The sequence below is a fragment of the Ruminococcus flavefaciens ATCC 19208 genome, from assembly GCF_000518765.1.
GTDB classification, from domain to species: Bacteria; Bacillota; Clostridia; order Oscillospirales; family Ruminococcaceae; genus Ruminococcus; species Ruminococcus flavefaciens.
Map to the genome: position 1 here is coordinate 14,844 of NZ_KI912494.1, position 18,570 is coordinate 33,413.

Annotated in this window: 13 protein-coding genes; 5 read left to right on the forward strand and 8 right to left on the reverse strand. The window is 40.9% G+C overall.

Annotated features, from left to right (window positions below):
* Positions 1-7: 7 nt before the first annotated feature.
* From L870_RS0115720 to L870_RS0115730, 3 genes are all read left to right on the forward strand, one after another.
* Complete coding sequence (locus L870_RS0115720; protein ID WP_028518952.1) at positions 8-1,312, forward strand: sensor histidine kinase; 1,305 nt, start codon at positions 8-10, stop codon at positions 1,310-1,312.
* Positions 1,313-1,792: 480 nt separating this feature from the next.
* A complete protein-coding gene (locus L870_RS0115725; protein WP_028518953.1) occupies positions 1,793-2,326 on the forward strand; it encodes a flavodoxin family protein in 534 nt (177 codons plus the stop codon).
* Between the two features lie 10 nt (positions 2,327-2,336).
* Positions 2,337-5,000 (forward strand): CotH kinase family protein, encoded by a 2,664-nt coding sequence (locus L870_RS0115730; protein WP_028518954.1) that lies wholly within the window; start codon positions 2,337-2,339, stop codon positions 4,998-5,000.
* A gap of 253 nt (positions 5,001-5,253) precedes the next feature.
* On the opposite strand, the gene L870_RS0115735 is transcribed toward L870_RS0115730, so the two are convergent.
* The 8 genes from L870_RS0115735 to L870_RS0115770 all read right to left on the reverse strand — a co-directional run bounded on the left by L870_RS0115735 (position 5,254) and on the right by L870_RS0115770 (position 16,731).
* On the reverse strand, positions 5,254-6,690 hold the full coding sequence (locus L870_RS0115735) for a GGDEF domain-containing protein (protein ID WP_028518955.1): 1,437 nt from the start codon (positions 6,688-6,690) through the stop codon (positions 5,254-5,256).
* A gap of 410 nt (positions 6,691-7,100) precedes the next feature.
* Complete coding sequence (locus L870_RS0115740; protein ID WP_028518956.1) at positions 7,101-8,186, reverse strand: transglutaminase domain-containing protein; 1,086 nt, start codon at positions 8,184-8,186, stop codon at positions 7,101-7,103.
* A gap of 199 nt (positions 8,187-8,385) precedes the next feature.
* Positions 8,386-9,354 (reverse strand): hypothetical protein, encoded by a 969-nt coding sequence (locus L870_RS0115745; RefSeq protein WP_028518957.1) that lies wholly within the window; start codon positions 9,352-9,354, stop codon positions 8,386-8,388.
* A complete protein-coding gene (locus tag L870_RS0115750; protein WP_028518958.1) occupies positions 9,347-9,901 on the reverse strand; it encodes an RNA polymerase sigma factor in 555 nt (184 codons plus the stop codon). The genes L870_RS0115745 and L870_RS0115750 overlap by 8 nt, the downstream gene beginning before the upstream one ends.
* Positions 9,902-10,098: 197 nt before the next feature.
* On the reverse strand, positions 10,099-13,254 hold the full coding sequence (locus tag L870_RS0115755; RefSeq protein WP_028518959.1) for a dockerin type I repeat-containing protein: 3,156 nt from the start codon (positions 13,252-13,254) through the stop codon (positions 10,099-10,101).
* Positions 13,255-13,276: 22 nt separating this feature from the next.
* Positions 13,277-14,407 carry a hypothetical protein gene (locus tag L870_RS0115760; RefSeq protein ID WP_028518960.1) on the reverse strand — a complete coding sequence of 377 codons (1,131 nt, stop codon included), beginning with the start codon at positions 14,405-14,407 and terminating at the stop codon, positions 13,277-13,279.
* On the reverse strand, positions 14,397-14,948 hold the full coding sequence (locus tag L870_RS0115765) for an RNA polymerase sigma factor (protein WP_028518961.1): 552 nt from the start codon (positions 14,946-14,948) through the stop codon (positions 14,397-14,399). The genes L870_RS0115760 and L870_RS0115765 overlap by 11 nt, the downstream gene beginning before the upstream one ends.
* Positions 14,949-15,168: 220 nt before the next feature.
* Positions 15,169-16,731, reverse strand: coding sequence for a dockerin type I repeat-containing protein (locus tag L870_RS0115770; RefSeq protein ID WP_028518962.1), 1,563 nt, complete (start codon positions 16,729-16,731; stop codon positions 15,169-15,171).
* Between the two features lie 322 nt (positions 16,732-17,053).
* Between L870_RS0115770 and L870_RS0115775 the strand changes: the two genes are divergently transcribed.
* Both L870_RS0115775 and L870_RS0115780 read left to right on the forward strand, forming a co-directional pair.
* Positions 17,054-17,608, forward strand: a complete 555-nt coding sequence (locus L870_RS0115775; protein ID WP_028518963.1) for an RNA polymerase sigma factor — start codon at positions 17,054-17,056, stop codon at positions 17,606-17,608.
* Positions 17,595-18,533 (forward strand): hypothetical protein, encoded by a 939-nt coding sequence (locus L870_RS0115780; RefSeq protein WP_028518964.1) that lies wholly within the window; start codon positions 17,595-17,597, stop codon positions 18,531-18,533. The genes L870_RS0115775 and L870_RS0115780 overlap by 14 nt, the downstream gene beginning before the upstream one ends.
* Positions 18,534-18,570: the final 37 nt, after the last annotated feature.

Below are 18,570 nucleotides of genomic sequence, written 5' to 3' on the forward strand. Positions count from 1 at the left end.
GGTGCTGATGAAACAAATGGCACATTTTTCAATAATTCTTCTCGGTGTGATATACGGAGCGGCATTCAGTTTCTGTACGCTCGTCACGCTGGGTGATCTGTTTTACAGAAAAGTCAAACGTGTGATCCTGTTTCCGATAATCGCAGGAGTGATATTCGGCATAGTGGAATTTTTACAGAACAGATTCATCGGGGGCATCAATATGATGCCGCTATATCTGTTGCATACGGCCGCAGCCATTTTTCTGCTCGCTGATAAGAGCAAAGAAAATATTATTTCGCTGATCTGTGCGGAGATGTTTTCGGACTGTATGATAGGCAGTATGCAGACGGCGTTTTTTTCGGTCACAAATGGTGCGGAGAGATCATTTATCCAAGTGACTTTATTGTATCTGACCGGCTATATTACGGCTGCTTTATTTGTATTTTTTTTGAAGAGGCTTGTCCGCAGCGAGGACAGAGACCCACTCGGATTGCTGCAAATATTTTTGCTTACCGGTATTTCCTGCGCTGTCACTTCACTGGTGAGACGCAGTTTTACAATGTCCGACTACATTCCGAATGTTTCTCCTGAAGCGGCAATACCATCGGTACTGATGCTGATGTCGGTAAGCGTTCTGCTTCTGCTATCGGTAAAGGCGGACCAGGCAAAGCGTTTCCGTGAAATGAACGAACTAAATGAAAAATACATGGCTGTACAGGCAAAGCATTTCGAGCAAAGCAGAGCTGCCGATACCGAAATGCGAATGCTTCGCCATGATATGAAAAATCATATCACGGTAATGAACGGACTTTTTGATTCGGGCAAAACTGATGAGCTTGGCGAGTATCTCAAAGAACTGGGGACTGCCTTTTCGGACACGCAGTCTGTCAATATCACGGGGAATGAGATCGCCGACGCGATCATTTATGAGAAAAAGAAATATGCCGAAATGAACAGCGCAAGGCTTGTGATTGATGGCAGTCTGCAAGAACTGAATATAAGCGCAGTCACACTTTGTACGGTACTGTCAAATCTTCTGGATAATGCAATTGAAGCAGTCTCACAGACCGGCACCGAGCGTGTTGTAACGCTATCTGCTAAAAGATCGGGCAGCTTTTATTATATTTGTATCAGTAACCCGACTGCAAACGCCGTTGATGTATCGGCAGATATACCAACAAGCAAGTCCGACTGTGCAGGTCATGGACTTGGTTTAAAAAGCGTCAGAAATGCAATTGAGAAGTGTGGCGGAACGTTGGAGTTATCCTGCAAAAAAGCGGCTTCGGGATATACCTTTACGGCAGAGGTCTTACTTCCAGCGAAAAAATAACGGTTGCATATTTTCACTTGACCGCAGTTTGTTGGTGCACGCTGTTTCCGTTCCGCCGGGGTTCAGATCAGCATTATGAGTGGATACCTTATTGAAACTGAATACATAAAGCAAGGCTCAGGAAAGTGAGCCACAGCCGAAAGCGTCATACTGTTTCCAACTTTGTTCTGTTCATAACCCGACGAACACTCAATTCTGTACATCGGTCAGTCCATATTCGTTCAGATCCATTGGCCGTAGCTCAGCTGAAATGAAGATTGTCGGTTTAACTATGTTGATTTCTATGAAAATGCCAATTATCACACAGTAAATACTGAGAATGGATAAGACGTGTAACTGCTTGAACTTTGATTTATTAAAATGTATAATATTGATGTAAAACAGTGACTTGAATTTCGATAAAGGAACGGCAAAAATCAGATATACAAAATAGGCAGTAATATTATGTCTGATATAAAATAACTAAAAGGAGATAATGATATGAAAGTATTAATAATGACAGGAAGTGCACATAAGAATGGAACTACTGCTTATCTGACTGAGCAGTTAATAAAGGGAGCAGAGGAGAACGGACATGAAATATACCGTTTTGATGCAGCATTTAAAGATGTTCACCCGTGTATCGCCTGTGAAAAATGTCATAACGGTACAGTCGGATGTGTATTCAAGGACGATATGCAGGAGCTAAATCCGCATTTGATAGAAGCAGATGTGATCGTATTGGTTTCACCTATATACTACTATGATATCAATGCACAGCTAAAGGCAGTGATCGACCGATTTTATGCTAATGATGCCGTTCTGCACGGAAATAAAAAAGCAGTGCTTATGGTCGCAATGGCAGATGATAATACTGAAACAGCAAATGGTGCACTGGAAACATTCAAGGGTATGGCGAAATATCTTGAATGGGACATAGCAGGAACAGTGGTAGGAGTAAACTGTATGACTCCTGATATGCTGAAGAATACCGATTATCCAAAGCAGGCATACGAACTCGGAAAAGCTCTTTGATAATAGAGATATGAATATTAGAATTAATAAAGCTTACAAAAAAGCTTTGACTGTCGTTTTAACATCAGCTTTAACATTAACAAATCACGTTCCGTTTTTTACAATTGGTGCAGATAATGAAAAAGCTGTAGTTATCAATGAAGTGTGTACAAAAAATACCGCCGCAGCTGCACCTGACGGCAATTTCTATGATTTTGCAGAGCTGTACAATCCCACCGATGAAGCCATATCTTTGAGCGGATATTCGCTCTCTGATGATATAAACGAACCGAAGAAGTATGTTTTTCCTGATGATGCCGTTATTAACGCGGGCGGTTTCTATGTTGTATACTGTGATGTAAAAGAGGAGAGTTCGGTAGAAGGTACAACATTCGGCCTTTCAAAAAACGGGGAAACATTGCTGCTTTTTGACGCAAATGGTAATAAGCTTGAATATATGGAGATACCTGCACTTACAGACAACACTTCATATGGCAGGCTCCCTGACGGAAGTGAATGCTTCGGCGAACTGAGAGAGCTTTCTCCGGGCAGTTCCAATCCCGAAAACGCCTTTTCCATAAGTGTTCCCACGCCTGAATTCTCGCATGAGAGCGGCTTCTATGATTCGGAGTTCAGGCTTTCTCTTTCTGCGCCTGAGGGGTATAACATCTATTACACACTTGACGGAAGTGACCCGACTAAGAATTCAAAGCGTTATGATGTGCCCATAACCGTATATGACAGATCATCGGAAGAAAACGTGTATTCTGCAATAACAGATATAAAATATGGTGATTGTAATGCTCCCGAAAAGCCTGTGGATAAAGCAATGATCGTAAGGGCTGTCGCAGAAGATACTGACGGGAATATAAGTCCCATCGTTTCAAATACATATTTCGTTGGATACTCTGAAAATGATTATACAAGAAATATGCGCGTGATCTCACTTGTGACCGATCCCGATAATCTTTTTGATTACGAAAAGGGAATATATGTAAACGGAAAAGGAGCCGATTCTGAATTCGGTCTTTCAAATTATCGGATGAGGGGCAAAGAATGGGAGCGCCCTGCAAATATAACTGTATTTGAAAACGGCAAGGCTTCGTACAGTACGAATATTGGCATACGTATTCGGGGAGGTACGTCGCGTGAGGCGCCGCAGAAGAGTTTTACTTTATATGCACGCAGTGAATACGGTCCGCGAAAAATGGAGTATGACTTTTACAACGGTAAGCTGAAAAATGTCAGCGGAAAAGTTATTGATTCATTTGACACCATATCGCTCCGAAACGGCGGCAATGACGAAAAAACAAAGATACGCGACCGTCTTAATCAGGAACTGGCAGAGAACAGGAACTTCGGCACACAGATGCAGACAGAATGCGTTTTATTCATTGACGGCGAATTCTGGGGACTTTATAATATCACTGAAAGAATTGATGAAAGCTATGTCGCCGCTCATTACAAGGTCAAAGAAAAAGATGTAATATGCGTTGATAGCAATACGGCGCTTTCTCCCGAAATATCGGAAATGTATGATAAGGTGAGCGATATTGTCCGCGATACGGACAGCGGTGATCTTTACGACAGATTATCCGAGGTCATAGACATGAAAAACTATATGAACTATATTGCTGTCGAATTGATTATCGGAAATGCCGATTCAGGCGACAATAATACTGCTTTCTGGAAAACAAGGACTGTTGACAGTACCGATCCTTATGCTGACGGTAAACTGCGATTTGTAATTTATGATACAGAATCAGGTCAGGCGATATATTGGAGCAGTGCCGCAGAGGACAATAATTTCAAAACAAAAACCATAACAGGTGACTGGAGCTACAGTATTCTTTTTGCTATGCTTAAAAACAGCGAAAAAGCCCGTACTGAATTCATGCGTATTTACTTTGATCTTTGCAATGAAAATTACAGAGCCGACAATGTTCTGCGCAGACTCGATGAGCTGATCTCAGCGTATAAAGCTCCTATGACAGAGACATTTGAACGTTTTTCGTATGAAAGCTATGCGCTCGGTGAAAAGCTGGAGCTTGATGCAGAGGAAAAATATGAAAATGAGGTCGTCAGGCTGCGGGATTACTGGAAGGTAAGGGATAAATATGCCAAATCTCAGCTTATTGAGTACCTTGGCGACCTGATAAGCGGTGAAACATATCAGGTGACTCTGGATAATAATGCCGATCAGGGCAGTATACAGTTCAATACGCTTTGTCTTGACTGTAGCAGCGGTAACAACTGGCAGGGGGATTATCCGCAGGAATTGCCAATAACGCTTAAAGCTGTTCCAAAATCTGGATATAAGTTCCTGTGCTGGGAAATAAGCGGTGCTGAATTCTCGTCAGGCAGCAAAACAAGTGCCGAGGCTGTTCTGAAAGCTAATGACAGTAATGTTGATATAAAGGCGGTATATGCTTCTGAGGAAACGTTTACGGATATGCTCTGGGGCGATGCTAACTGCGACGGTCAGGTGGATATGTCAGATGCAGTTATTATTATGCAGGCACTTGCAAATCCCAATAAATACGGATTAGGCGGAACATCGCCAAGTGCTGTAACCGAAAAAGGCAGTATACAGGCAGATGTTGACATAACTGCTGTTGGTATTACAGGAAACGATGCATTAAAAATACAGAAATATCTTCTCGGGATCGTAAAAAGTCTTGAACCAAATAAATAAAGCTTCTCTTTATAGAGAATTTTGATATATTCAATAGCTTAATGACATCATGACTATGTCAGACTTAATTCTTGTTCCAATATATTTCCTTTCATTTCATCAAGTTAAAACAGGCAAAAATAGCGGCTCACTTCGGTGAGCCGCTTCTGAATGTATTATATAGCCTGCGAAGCTCCGAAACAACTTATCATATCGTATTTCGGAATACTTTTATTGATGAGTATATTAATGATATGATACTCTGCATGCCATCTCAATTGCCATCTGACCGGTTCTGTTTGCGTCTGTCCTTTTCGGGATGCAGTCTGTAGTATTCCTGCTTGTCCTTATACATACGTTCATCGGTAGTTTTCATTGTGTTACGGATATCATATTTACCTGTGACATGAACATAACCGACCGCAAAGCTCACATCAGGTGTACTGTCGGCAAGCGTCCGAAGCTGTTGCACCTGCTGAGTCAATTTCTCCTCGGAAATATCGGGACAGAAAATAAAGAACTCATCGCCGCCGGCACGGTAGATCTCATAGTCGCCGAATGCAAGCTTCAGAAGAGCAGCTGCTCTTATAAGCAGCTTGTCGCCTGCATCATGACCTTCATCATCGTTAACATTTTTAAGACCGTTCAGATCAGCTAAAACTACTCCCATTTCATTCGGCAGATTTGTCTCACCTGATACAAGCTTATCAACACGTTCATTCATAGAATTGCGGTTGAACAACTGTGTGAGACCATCAACTGTGCTTTTGAATTCCAACTGTGAAACAAACTGATGATTAGCTATAACGGCAGAAATAAGGAAAGTAGTCAATTCGAGTGTTTCCTTGATCTGCATCATTTTTTTCGCATCGTAATTGGCAGCCCAGAGGAAGCCTACGAGTGTATTGTTATTTCTAACAGCGTAAAGAATAATGTTCCTGATACCATAATCGCACAATGACTTATACCATATGGGATCTCGTTCCTTTATCACGCTCAGATCATCAAGCAGCAGGCAGTCGCTGTCTGCAAGATCTTCCTTCCAAGCCATAGCTACTTCAAAAGGTGATCGTCCCATATCAGAAGAAAACTCTTCTATTATTTCTCGCTTTTCACCTTCCTCATTGATGAAATGGCATTGTGTACTGTTAACATCGACTGTATACAAAGCGCACCACTCTGCTTTGCATATTTTTTTGACCTCGCCCACAGCTGCTGTCATTGCCTGATAAAAATCAGGGGTTTGATGCAGTTTCAGACTTATATTCATTACTGCTGATGAAACTTCATCTGAATGCTGTGACATATAATCTGTGTCGGGTTTAAATGAGCGTGTCGTTATGTATAAACAATATGCTGTTCGCGGTGATGTATTAGGCTCTCCCTTTTCATTGAGAATATTGCCTTCTTCGTCCAGTGGAAGATAAAAGCCCTTTATCCATATTCCGAACGCATTTACATATGAGTACAATGGCTCATTATTGACGGCACTGCTGTATATGAATTTTTCCATATTTATCTCAGTAAAGTATCTGCGCAGAGGAACGCCGGGGTAAAAAACAGGTGCATCGGAATTGAAATTGAACATCATTTCTTTCAGGTTATTGATCGCCATAATACGGATTTCGCTGTAGCTTCCGTCCGGCAAAATATCAAAAGCGTATACACCCGCAATGATTTTGAATTTATTAACTAATGCTTGAAGATCCATAATAGCCCCTCCTTTAGTACTGCCTTTCATTCAAAATAATATTTTCAACGGCAAAGCGCAGAGACATCACATCTAATTTTGTACTAATATTATACCATAATTTTATGAATATTCCATTAATTTACTTTGATTAATGATAGCTGTATTTAAAATATTCGTGACTTTAATTAATATATTATCTTTGCTCCTTTATGATATGGGGGATTTTAATTTGATTTACTGGATAAACATAGCAGAAACAGCTTTGTAACTTTGAGCAGTTTCGGGGGAGCTTGGACTTTTAATTCGTTATACAAAATGTTTATCAGACGGAATGTTACAGAGCACGATGCCTATATTTTTGCCAATAAGGACTGGCTGTACGATCTTTTTTCTGTCAAGCGGACTTATATAATAAATGAAATGTGGTATTATTTTTTCTCCTGATTGACAAAAATATTTAGCATTCTCTTGTCATCGTTATAGCCGTAAGAGATACTGCTGCCTTCCGGGATCACTTCGTACATTTCATTGACACCGCATGAATTTGCCATTGACTCCTTGGCATTTTCATAGGCTTTATCGTCTGCAAACACCAACTCGATCTTTTTTTCCCCTGCGTGTCTGCGCATTACATCAGTTATTGCATCAATATCAAAGCTTTTAAGGTATGAACCGTCAACGGTATAGTAATATTTGTCAAGAGAATCGCATTTGGGAACAAAATAGTTATTTCCTTTTTCAAGGTCATGTTCAAGCTTGAAGTGTTCATTGTCAGCCATAAAGAAATAATGTGTGATAGAATTTATACTGCTGTCTTCGTAAACGGGATCGTCCCATGCAGTATCCACCCAGTAGTATTTTCCGTCAAGTCTGACATAGTTCCACGAATGACCGCCGTTGTAAACGTTTCCGCATTCAAAGCCGAGCCTTTTCATAATATACTGAAATGCCTGTGTATATCCATTGTTCTGCGTGCTTTTCCTGACGAGACAGCCATATACTGTATTGGTATACTTGTCGGTATCGTCCAGCTGATAGTGCGTATTGTTTACAATGGTATCATGTACAAAAAGTATCTTTTCCCAGTCAGAAGCACCGTCGGGAATATCCTTTATTATGCTGTCAGCGGCATCTGAGACTTTTTCACACATTTTCTTTACATCATCAATAGACGTATTACTGTCAAGAGGAGATATGTTCAGCTGATTGTAATTAGTATTGCCGGCATGTAAAATTGACGATGTATCTGTCCAGAAGAACTCAGGGTTATCATCTGTTACCCTACTACTTACGGCAAATATTGTAGTTGAGGAATTGTTGTCCGATATCAGTACCTGTGTTTGAAATTCTGCGATGCTTTTATATATGATATCATATAGCTTTTCTTCATTGTCCGCGTATTCAACATTGGGTTCCTGCTGTCTGATACTATAATCTTCATAATAATCAGAGTTTTCAGCGCAGCTGCACAGAAAAAGCAATAAAGCCATAGACATTATCTTTAACGCTTTCATTTAGATCTCCCTTCAATTTTTATATTTTTATGATGCCACATTATTAAGTATTTGTCAAGCTGATTTTGTATATTAATGATTAATTGCTATTATCATTACACAATGATATTTCAATACAATTTCGATAGTTTCCACAGCCATTTCATCAAGAAAATGGGTAAAAAAAGCGGCTCACCGAAGTGAGCCGTAAATCGTGTTATCAGTCAAGAATGTCAAGGCGCATACCTATTTCTTCACCATGCTGTCTGAGATAAGACAGCTGCGTTTTTGTAAGCCATGCCTCCTCAGGGGGCTGAGTCCACGGGTGATCGGGAGTTTTGCGCCATATCCAGCCGGAACTCAGGTTAATATAATACCATGTTCCGTCGGGAGCGAGCAGCACATATTCGGGAATACCGTCGCAGGTATCCGGTGAGTAACTCAGACTTGCAAGGCTTTCAAATATATCAAGGTCTGCAAAGCCGTCAGGGTCATCGACAATAGGCTTTGTAGCAATTGGTTTTTGGCTGCCGTCGGGCGAAGTCACCACAGGGAATTCCTGTGCATGGTTTATGAAGTTATCTACGTTATCTGGCTTTGTAGAGATCGGCAGTTCTACGCCGTCAGGTGTAGTTACTACAGGGAAATCTTTTGCGTGGTCTGCGAAATCTTCTGCGCCTGTCTTTGGTGCCTGAGTTGTTTCACTGCTGCTGTCTTGATATATTCTATTTATCTCAGCATACATCGGATCAAGGTCAGTTGTTACTGCTGGTTTGTTTTCATCTCTCTCAGCGGCAGCAGTTGTATTTATATCTGAACTTTCTTTTGCTGTATTTCCGTTTTTATTTGTATCTGTAACCGATGACTCGTTATCGCTCACGTGTTCAAATGGCGAAGTCGCGTCAACTGCCGATATATCAGAGGGCAGAGCAGGTTCATCGAGCATAGGCGGACGATTTCTGAACATAAGCATACCCCCTGTACCAAGACCTGCCACAAGCAGAAATGCTGCGGCAATAAATGCAATTCGCTGCCATTTTCTTTCCTGATATATCTCAACTCCCGAAACAGTGATATTTCTTTCACTTTCGGGCTCAGATGATGGCTGATGCTCTGTATTTATCTCAGCTTCTTTTATAAGGTCTTCGTCAATAAGGTCGATGACTTTAAATAATTTCAGCTTATTCATGATCGTAACCTTCTTTCTTTAAATAAGCTTTCAGTTTTTTTCGTGTCCGAAAAAGATAAGTTGCAGCTGTACGCTCTTTTATACCGTAATATTCAGCGATCTGTGCAAGACTGTCACCGTACCAGTAACGCCTTATGAATATTTTTCTGAGCAGCTCGTCCTGAGTTCTCAGGAAACGGCTTATAGCCTCGGCAAGAGCTTTTCCCTCGCCCATATCCTCTCTGTAGTCGGGGATACATTCCGATAGCTCCTCCAGCGAGACCGCAAATTTACTGCTGCGTTTTTCTGCGGAATTGTATTTGAGTTTATCCAGTGCCTTGTTTTTGACTGTGTGACAGAGATAGGTTTTCAGATCACTTGGCTCGTCAGGCGGAATATTGCTCCACACCTCGTAATATGCCGAATTCACGCATTCCTCCATGTCCTGACGGTGAGAGAGGATATTTCCTGCGATATAAAAACAGAGCTTATTGTATTTTCGCTGCAATTCCGATATTGCTGTTTCATCTCTTTTGCGGAACAATTCTATTATTGAATCATCATCCATGGCTGAGCCTCCTTTCGTGAGGCATGAGGTCCTCTTACCTATATAGTTGAATTATTGCAGCGGATATTTCACTTTTACGGAAATTTTTTAAACTGATAAAAGTTGCAAACAGCGAGGCGGCGTTCCCGACATTGGTTTTTACACGATAAAAGCAGCCTGTACTTAAAGTACAGGCTGCTTACGGTATAAGGTAAATATCAGGTTATTGCGTCTACACCCAAGCCGTTAGCAACGGAAATATCAAGTCCGTAACGTGCAGTATTATCAAGAGAAAGTGCATTGAACTCATCGGCAGTTACGTAAATTACCAGACGCTTCGGGTCGTTCATGTACTCATATCTGATGTTCTGCTTATCGAGCTGTTTTACGGCTTCATTGGCTATGTATTTGTAATAAGCCTTTTCAGCTTCGTCATTGGCAATACGGTTTTCTTTCATTAATTCGTTGATATCGAGTCTGAGTTCTTCTTCAAGAAATTCGCCGTCAACGATATACTTTGAAAGGAGCTCTTCACCAAAGTATTCCATTCTGTCCTCGTACCATTCCTGAGTCCATTTCATGCCGTTTGGAGTACCTGTTGTGTAGACCATTTCACCGTATTTCAGCGTAGGACCGTATCCCATAAGGTCGCGGAGCTTTTCCATGTACTCACCGTAATTTGCGTTTGCATACTCTGATAATTTTTTGCCTTTATATACAAAGTTGTAGTCAGGACTCATTGAAAGCCTGAAGTTTATAGCGAGCACTTCGTCACTTGGCTTGCGGAGCTTTTCATACAGGTTTGACATTACTTCCTTGCCATTCCATTTCGCATAAATGGAATCATAGAACATGATGTCATCATCGGATTTAGCTTCATAAGCTATCTGCGCAGCTTCCCAGCCGTTATTGCTGATGCCGACACCGTCCTCACCTACATAGAAATATATCGTCTGCTCCATGCCTGTGAAATCACTTGTGGCATTAAGCGTGTTTTCTCCGTCTGCTTTCCAGCCAAATCTGAATGTGACGCAGCCTGTGCTGCCTGTTTCGTAGTTGGAGAAGTCTATTTCAGCAGTTTCGTGGTGGTAAAGGTCATAGCAGCCAATGTTTGGACTGATATCAAGTGCCTTCATATCTTCCTTTGTGAATTCATTGGTGTACTCGCTTGTTTCGCCGTTTATGAGGAGCCTCTCATCGTCGATTTTTTTATAGTTTTCAGTAGCCGTTATGCTGTATTCGTGGTGTCCTGAATTTGGATAGCCCTCAGAATCATAATCGGAATATTTCTGACGTGATAAGATATCTCCCATAGCCATATCTACTTTGAGAACTTCGCCCTTTGCACAGAAGGAATTGCAGTTCAGTACAAGCTTTTGTGTTGTGGAAGCAGCTGTGCTCTCAGCTCCGCCTATAAGGTATTCGGAGTTGTCAATGTTTGCAGAGCTTATGTCAAGGAGCTTAGCCATATAAGTGTTATCCACATTTGGATAATCGGCAAGCAATGGATTACCTGTGAGTATATAAACGTGCTTGTCATCGAACCACTTTATCTGAGAAAGTTTGCCTTTTGTATAAATGTATAATTTGTCGTCAAATTCATAATATGCATTATCTGCATCTGTATCGGCATTTCTCATATCTGATTTGTTGATCTGAACATCTGTAAGCTTTGGATAAGCCAGGTAATCTTCTGAATAATGCGGACGATCATTTATTATCAAATCATAGGTCTTTCCTGAACCATCATTAAATATGTAGAAAAGTGAGAAAGTGTTATCGTACATCCAGTGACTGTTTATGGAGAACTGAACGAACTTTCCGTACTGAGTGAGCTGATCATAGGTAACTATCTTGTTTGCAAGGTCGTTTTCCTCGATATATTTTGTATATTCCTCATAGCTGTTGAAGCCTATTGTCGTAGGCTCGGAAGGAGTAATATCTTTTTCAAGGCTTACCTTTTCGCAGTCTAAAACATTGAGCAGACCTGTAAGATCAGCTTCGGTATCGAATGTTCTTACCTTGCAGTAATGACTGCTGTCAATGCTGAAAAATGCACTTATATCGTTTTTGCCGTTATCAAGGATAATGTACATATCATCAATAGTTTTTGCGACCTTGAAGCCCAGTCTGCTGTCAAAGTATTCCCTAAAGCTTGCCGAAGCATAATCTGAGTCATTCAGATAGTAGCATATCTGGTATTTCTTGCCCTTATAGTTCACATTATAAATTATGCCGATGTCCTCATAACTCATGCGCGGCATAAGAGCCATTCCGTTCAGCTGTATTTTTTCAGCATCGTCTTTTTCTGTGAAATGATAGATATATCCCTCATTTTTGAAGCTTGCGAACATCTGCTTATAGCTGTCATGGTAGTGTTCATCATAATCCTTGAGATCATAATTGGCGATAGTAATGACAGCGTCATTAAGGCTTTTTACTCCGATAGGCTGAGCTGTTGGCTGCATAGGATCAACTGTATCCGAGCCGTTTACAGCTGCGTTGTAGGCTTTTTCAGCATTTTCAATACTGTCACCTATGGCAGTGCCTTTTTCGCCAACATAGTAATACATAAATCTTTTTGTTCCGTCAGTTGAAATGCCACTGCCCAGGTCATTTATATGTTTTGAATAGAACGAGAATGTTATACAGCCTTTGCTGCCTGCCTTGTAATCAGAAAAGTCTATCTCTGTAGTTTCATGGTGGTACAGATCATAGTTTTCAAATTTACTGCCGATATCAAACAGTTTAACGTCATCTTTTGAATATTCCTTTTGATATTCGCCTGATACTCCGTTTACTTTAAGAGTATTATCCTCAAGTTTGTGATCGTAAATGCCGTCAGATGTATAAACATCATACTCGTATACTCCTGCTGTATCGTAGTTGAGAGAGTTAAGAACAATATCTCCCATAGCTGCATCGACCTTGAGCACTTCGCCTTTAGGGCAGAATGATTTGCACTTAACTAAAATTGTTGCTGACGGTAAAGGCTTTTCGCTGTTGATGTCATCATATCCTAAAAGAACGTCAGTATTATTCGTTTTTTCGATATCAAGTCCGAGAAGCATTTTCTGTATAGTCTGAGCGTCGCCGACTGTAAGCCCGTCGCCATCCATATCTGCATTTATCTTACCCTGTGCAGTAAGGTGGCTTTCTGCTGTACCGCTTTCGCCGTACTTGTTTGGATTGGCAAGTGCCTGCATAATGAGCACGATATCAGCCATATCCACCTGACCGTCGCAGTTGGCATCTCCCTTGACTGTAACAGCTGATGCAGAGCTTTCGGCAGCATATGCAGCTATTCCGCTTGACAGTGGAATTGATGCAAGGCAGGTCGCTGCAAGCATTATCGACATAAATTTCTTTTTCATAAGATCACCTCATACCTTTCATTTATAGAATTACGCTTTCGTAATTAAACAGCTCTAAAAATGCGATAAGCTCGCCTTTTGTGGTGTATGCTGAAGTGTAAAAATAGTGTTCCTCGTCAATGAAAAATGCTGCGCTTACCTGACTTTGATCGCTTGAATAAAGTATACTATAGGTCTGATGTCCTACGACAATTTCATCATATATCGTTCGTTTAAAACGGTCGTAGAGATACTTTGGAACATTGTAGGGACTTTTTATAACAGAAGTATCGGCGTATCTGAATGATACCTGATACGTGTTTCCATTGTAAACTACCTTGTACATGATACCCGTGTCCTCGTATGCAGCATTCGGCAGAAGAATAACAGTATCTTTTTGTTCTAATTCGTCTGTATTGTCTGTTACAGGACGATAAACAACACCGTCATCATTAAACCTGTCGAACATTTTGCGGTAAGCACTACGGTATTCCTCAGCATATGAAGATACATCATTCTGCTTAATGGTATCTATAGCTTCGTCAGCACTATTAAAAATGATCGGCTGAGCATTAAAGGTCGGCTCGGGGTTAACAGCTGATGAAGAAGTTGTTGCAACGCCGGGACCTTCATGTATAACATCTGTAGTAGTAGAAGTTGACGGCTTTTCTTTATAGGCATCATCTGTAGTTGACGTCACGGGCTGTGTATAAATTACAGTCGTCTTAGCCGATTGTACACCTGTGGTTTTGGCAGTTGTCGGTGCAGTATTTCGGCTTGTTGCAGCAGGTACAGCAGCGGTAGTTGTTCGTACCTTATCTGCTGTTATCGTCCTGTTTGTATTTGCTTTTGAAGTAGTTGCAGCTGTGGTAACAGCCGCATTTTTACTGCTTGTCTGTGTCGCAGACTGCTTTTCGGTAGTGACCTCAGTAGTTACGAAGTCGGTTGCTGAGGTCGTAGTTATTGCAGGTTCGTCTATAGTATCGGATACCATAGGGTCAGAATTCATACTGCCAAAATGCTTCCAGCAGCCCAATCCGATGCCTGCCACCAGACAGAAGCTTACTAAGGCGGGGACAGTACGTTTTAAGATCAGTATCCTTTTTTTCTTCTTTTCTTGATATTCGTCATATCTGGAAAGCAAGCTCTGATACATTTCATCGTTATTCTTCATATTCAAAGCCACTCCTTTCCAGTTCGGATCTTAACGCTTTTTTCGCGTTATAAAGCAATGCCTTTATCTGATTGCTGCTTTTTTTCATTATCACAGCTGCTTCAGAGTTGCTGAATCCCTCGAAATAGCTGAGATACAGTATCTGACGGTATTCGAGCTTCAATCTGTGCATAGCCTTATGCACAACGCGCTTCTGCTCATTTTTTATGTAATCGCCTTCGATATTTTCTTCGTCAGAAAAGTTATCCTGTTCTTCAAGCGGAACGACGCTGAGCTTTTTATGCTTTCGGAGATATTTTGCTGTGATATTGCGTCCTATAGCATAAAGCCATGTTTTGAACGAGCTTTTCCCTGAGAACTTGGGACGTTTTTTCATGAGCTCAAAAAATGTGTCCTCAGTCAGTTCTTCAGCTGTGTGTATATCCTGAACAAAGCTGTTCAAATAAAGTATCAAACCTGCCCGATAGGCACAGATGATCTCATGCAGTCCTTCATTGTCGCCCGCAAGAAAACGGCGGTAGCTACTTTCACCGTTATCCATAGGGGAGTCCTCCTCTCAGGTTTATAAACCCTTTCACTTATTAGTACCATTTCATGTGAGAAAGTCAAAGCGAAAAGAGAAATAATTTATTTTTAACTATTATATCATGCGAAATTGACAATTACAATAGAAATTTATATTTTTTCAGACAATAATAAAAGCAGCCTGTATTTCTACAGGCTGCAAACTTATTTAATGTTGAATTATAAATGCTTAAAGCTTACTTTATATCAAGCAGATTTTTCTGTATAGCCTGAGCATCGCCAACTGTCAGTCCGTTGCCGTCCATGTCGGCATTAGCCTTGCCCTGTGCTGTCAGGTGAAGCTCTGCTGTACCGTTTTCACCGTATTTATTAGGATTTGCAAGAGCCTGCATGATAAGGACTACGTCTGCCATATCTGCCTGACCGTCGCAGTTAGCATCGCCTTTTACATTAATTGCATCATAGACCCAGTATACCTTTTCGCCGTTGATAATGTGTACGAGAGTGAAGAGCTCATTGCTGATACCGTTCTGCTCGGCAAATTCCAGCATCTGCTTCTTCTGCTCAGTCGTTACATTTTCTGTAACGTACTCAATAACGAGAGGCGGATAGTAGCTCGGGTACTCCGCGCTTGTCAGGCACTTTGCGTCCAGACCATTGTCCTCAATGTACTTGTTCAGCTTATCCATTGCTTCCTGTACCTCTGCAGAAACTGTTGTAGTTGTTATTGGTACATCTTTAGGAAGTGTTGTAGTAGTTGTTATCGGTGTATCATTATTTTCTTTCGGCGGATCAGAACAAGCTATGTAATCGTAGTAGAAGCCTGCAAAATATTCATTGAACTGAACATAGTTCCAAGCCGCATACATACTATTATCCGCCTGAGCTGTTATAGGTATGATCTCAAAAGCACAGTACTTAGTGTAACCTTCGCCCTTATCTACCGTTACAGCCCCTCTCTGTTTTATTGCAAACATATCTGTCGGAAGTCCCATTTCTTCGATGATCTTGTCATCTTCCCAGCATACCTTGTAATCATCTGCAAGCGCTTCATTGGATACAGGGAACGGATTAGCTTCAAGAAGAACCCATACCCTTCCGATCTTATTCATTTGTGCCATATCATCTTTTGACCATAACCTGTATTTCAGACCTTCTGTCATTCCGTTTTCTGCAAACAGTGCCTTGAATTCATCAAGTGACATTCCTCTGATGTCATCGAATGTGATATCAGAGTCGCTGCAATCAACAGGCGTATACCCTAAATCCTCGGCTGATACATATTCAGACTGCTTTATGACACTTCCCTTGATACGGTCTGAACCTGCTATCTTGTAAATCTGCTCGGGAGTTAATGAGCATCTCAGAGCTGTTCCTGTAAAGTTCGCCTCTGAAACGTCAATTCCTATAAAGTCGCAGACTTCTTTTGTTTTAGCAGCATAAGCTTCCTCATACTTCTTCTGGGAAAGATCATTTTTATAAGCACCGACCATTTCGTTTATCTCTTCTGCTGAATATACTGATGTATCCAGTGTATTTTTATATTCCTCCGCAGCTTTGTTTACTCTTGGAATGATTATTGAATAGTCGATCTTGAATGTACACCACATCATTACGTCTATCTTTTCAAGTCCTGCATCAATGTCCTTTTTCAGTTCCTCTGAAATCTTAATGTTTTCTTCCGCTGCACTCGTCTGAACTATTGCGGTCTGCGGCTGAGCTGCAACAGCATTAAACGGAACAGCGATACAGCTTGTCAGCATTGAAGCTGTCAGCAAAATATTGATCATTTTTTTCATACTAAGACCTCCTTAAAAAGTGTCGTATAAATATACGATATTGGATTAAGAATGTTTTGGAATGTATCCGATGTACTTATTTGCCTTTTCACTAATTAGTCGCAGTTTTTATATCCCAAATCGCAGTTTTTTCAAAAAAACTTTTCAAGCTGCGAAAATTGTGTTATAATAACCATACCGGCAGCGTTGTTATTGTACATATATTACAAATCTCAAAAAAACTTTTATACGTGTGCGATTCTGACAGCTTTTTATACGACTAATTAATAGAAGAATGTATACACAATTGCATTTCACGATCAATTATTGAAGGGAGAATACTATGAAAAACGGTGCTGAATGCTACAGCCGTTTTCTCTCAGGAGATAAAAAAGCGATCGAAGAAATAATCCGCGATTACAAAGATGGACTTATTTTTTACCTTTTCAGTATAGTCGGTGATATCCACACTTCAGAAGAACTGACTATAGATACATTTATCAAGCTTTTTTCCGAACAACCAAAATTCAAGGGCGAGGGAGCTTTCAAAACATGGCTTTATGCCATAGGAAGGCATACTGCTCTCGATCATATAAGAAAGAGTTCAAAACGCCATGAAGTTCCCCTTGAAGAAGCAGCTGATATCTCAGGTGAAGAGAGTATTGAGCAGAGCTATATAAACGACGAGGAAAAGATCAGACTGCGAAGGACTATAAACAGGCTAAAGCCTGAATACAGTCAGGTATTGTATCTTATTTACTTTGAAGGTTTCGATCACGATGAAACGGCAAAGATAATGAAGAAATCGAAAAAACAGGTCATCGACCTGCTGTACCGTGCCAAGGGCGCATTGAAAAAACAACTTGAAAAGGAGGGATATTCGTATGATGGACTATAAAGAAATGGCTGAAATAGTCACGAAGGAAGTCGATGCGATTCTTGAACGCAAGCGTATACGTGCAATGCGTATCAAACGGGTATCTCTGACTGCTTCGGGACTTTGTGCCGCTGTACTTGTCTCCTTCGGAGTATGGAAGCTCCGTCCTTCACTCGAAAACAAAAACAACTTTGATGATACCAATATAGTTATAACTACCGTGACAACAGCAGAAACTACAGAAACGACCACTCAAACTACTTCTCGGTTTACAGCTGCCAAGACAGAAAAGACAACTTCTTCCGCTAAGACAACTGTCACAACTGCGAATACTTCAAAAGCTGCATCAACTTCAAAAACAACTACCGCAAAAGCTACCGCGGCAGTTACAATAAGGACTTCTGCTCACAGAACAACTTCACTTCCTGTAACAACGAGAAAAATTACAACAACTACAGTTGCTTTAACGACAGTTTCTCTCCCCGTGTCAACAACTGTAACTGCTGCCCAGACATCAACTACAGTCAAAGTACACGTAACTACTCTATCCCCCACAACAGGAGCTTTCGTAGTTACTACAGCCCCTGTAACATCTACTACGACACCGCCCGGAGGAATAACCGATCCACCGCCCAATAAAAATACTATGACCGAGATCTTCCTTGCTTCAACTGCCACAGTTGAAATAAAGAAGAACGGGACTTATGTTGACTACGAAAAACATAATACCCTTATAGAACCGGAAAATATAGGCGACTTTATCAGTTTGGTATCCTTAAAAATGGTACACCCTGACGGCACAAGACAAATAATGTCAATGGGTGTATACACTATAAAAGACGTGGATATGGAAGAAGCAGTTGCTTTAAGACTGGTAAACGAATACAGCTTTACCGAAGGCTATTACCTGTTCACCGACCCAAACTACAAGAAAAATGATAACTGAACATCAACAAAAAGCCCACTCGAATGAGTGGGCTTGG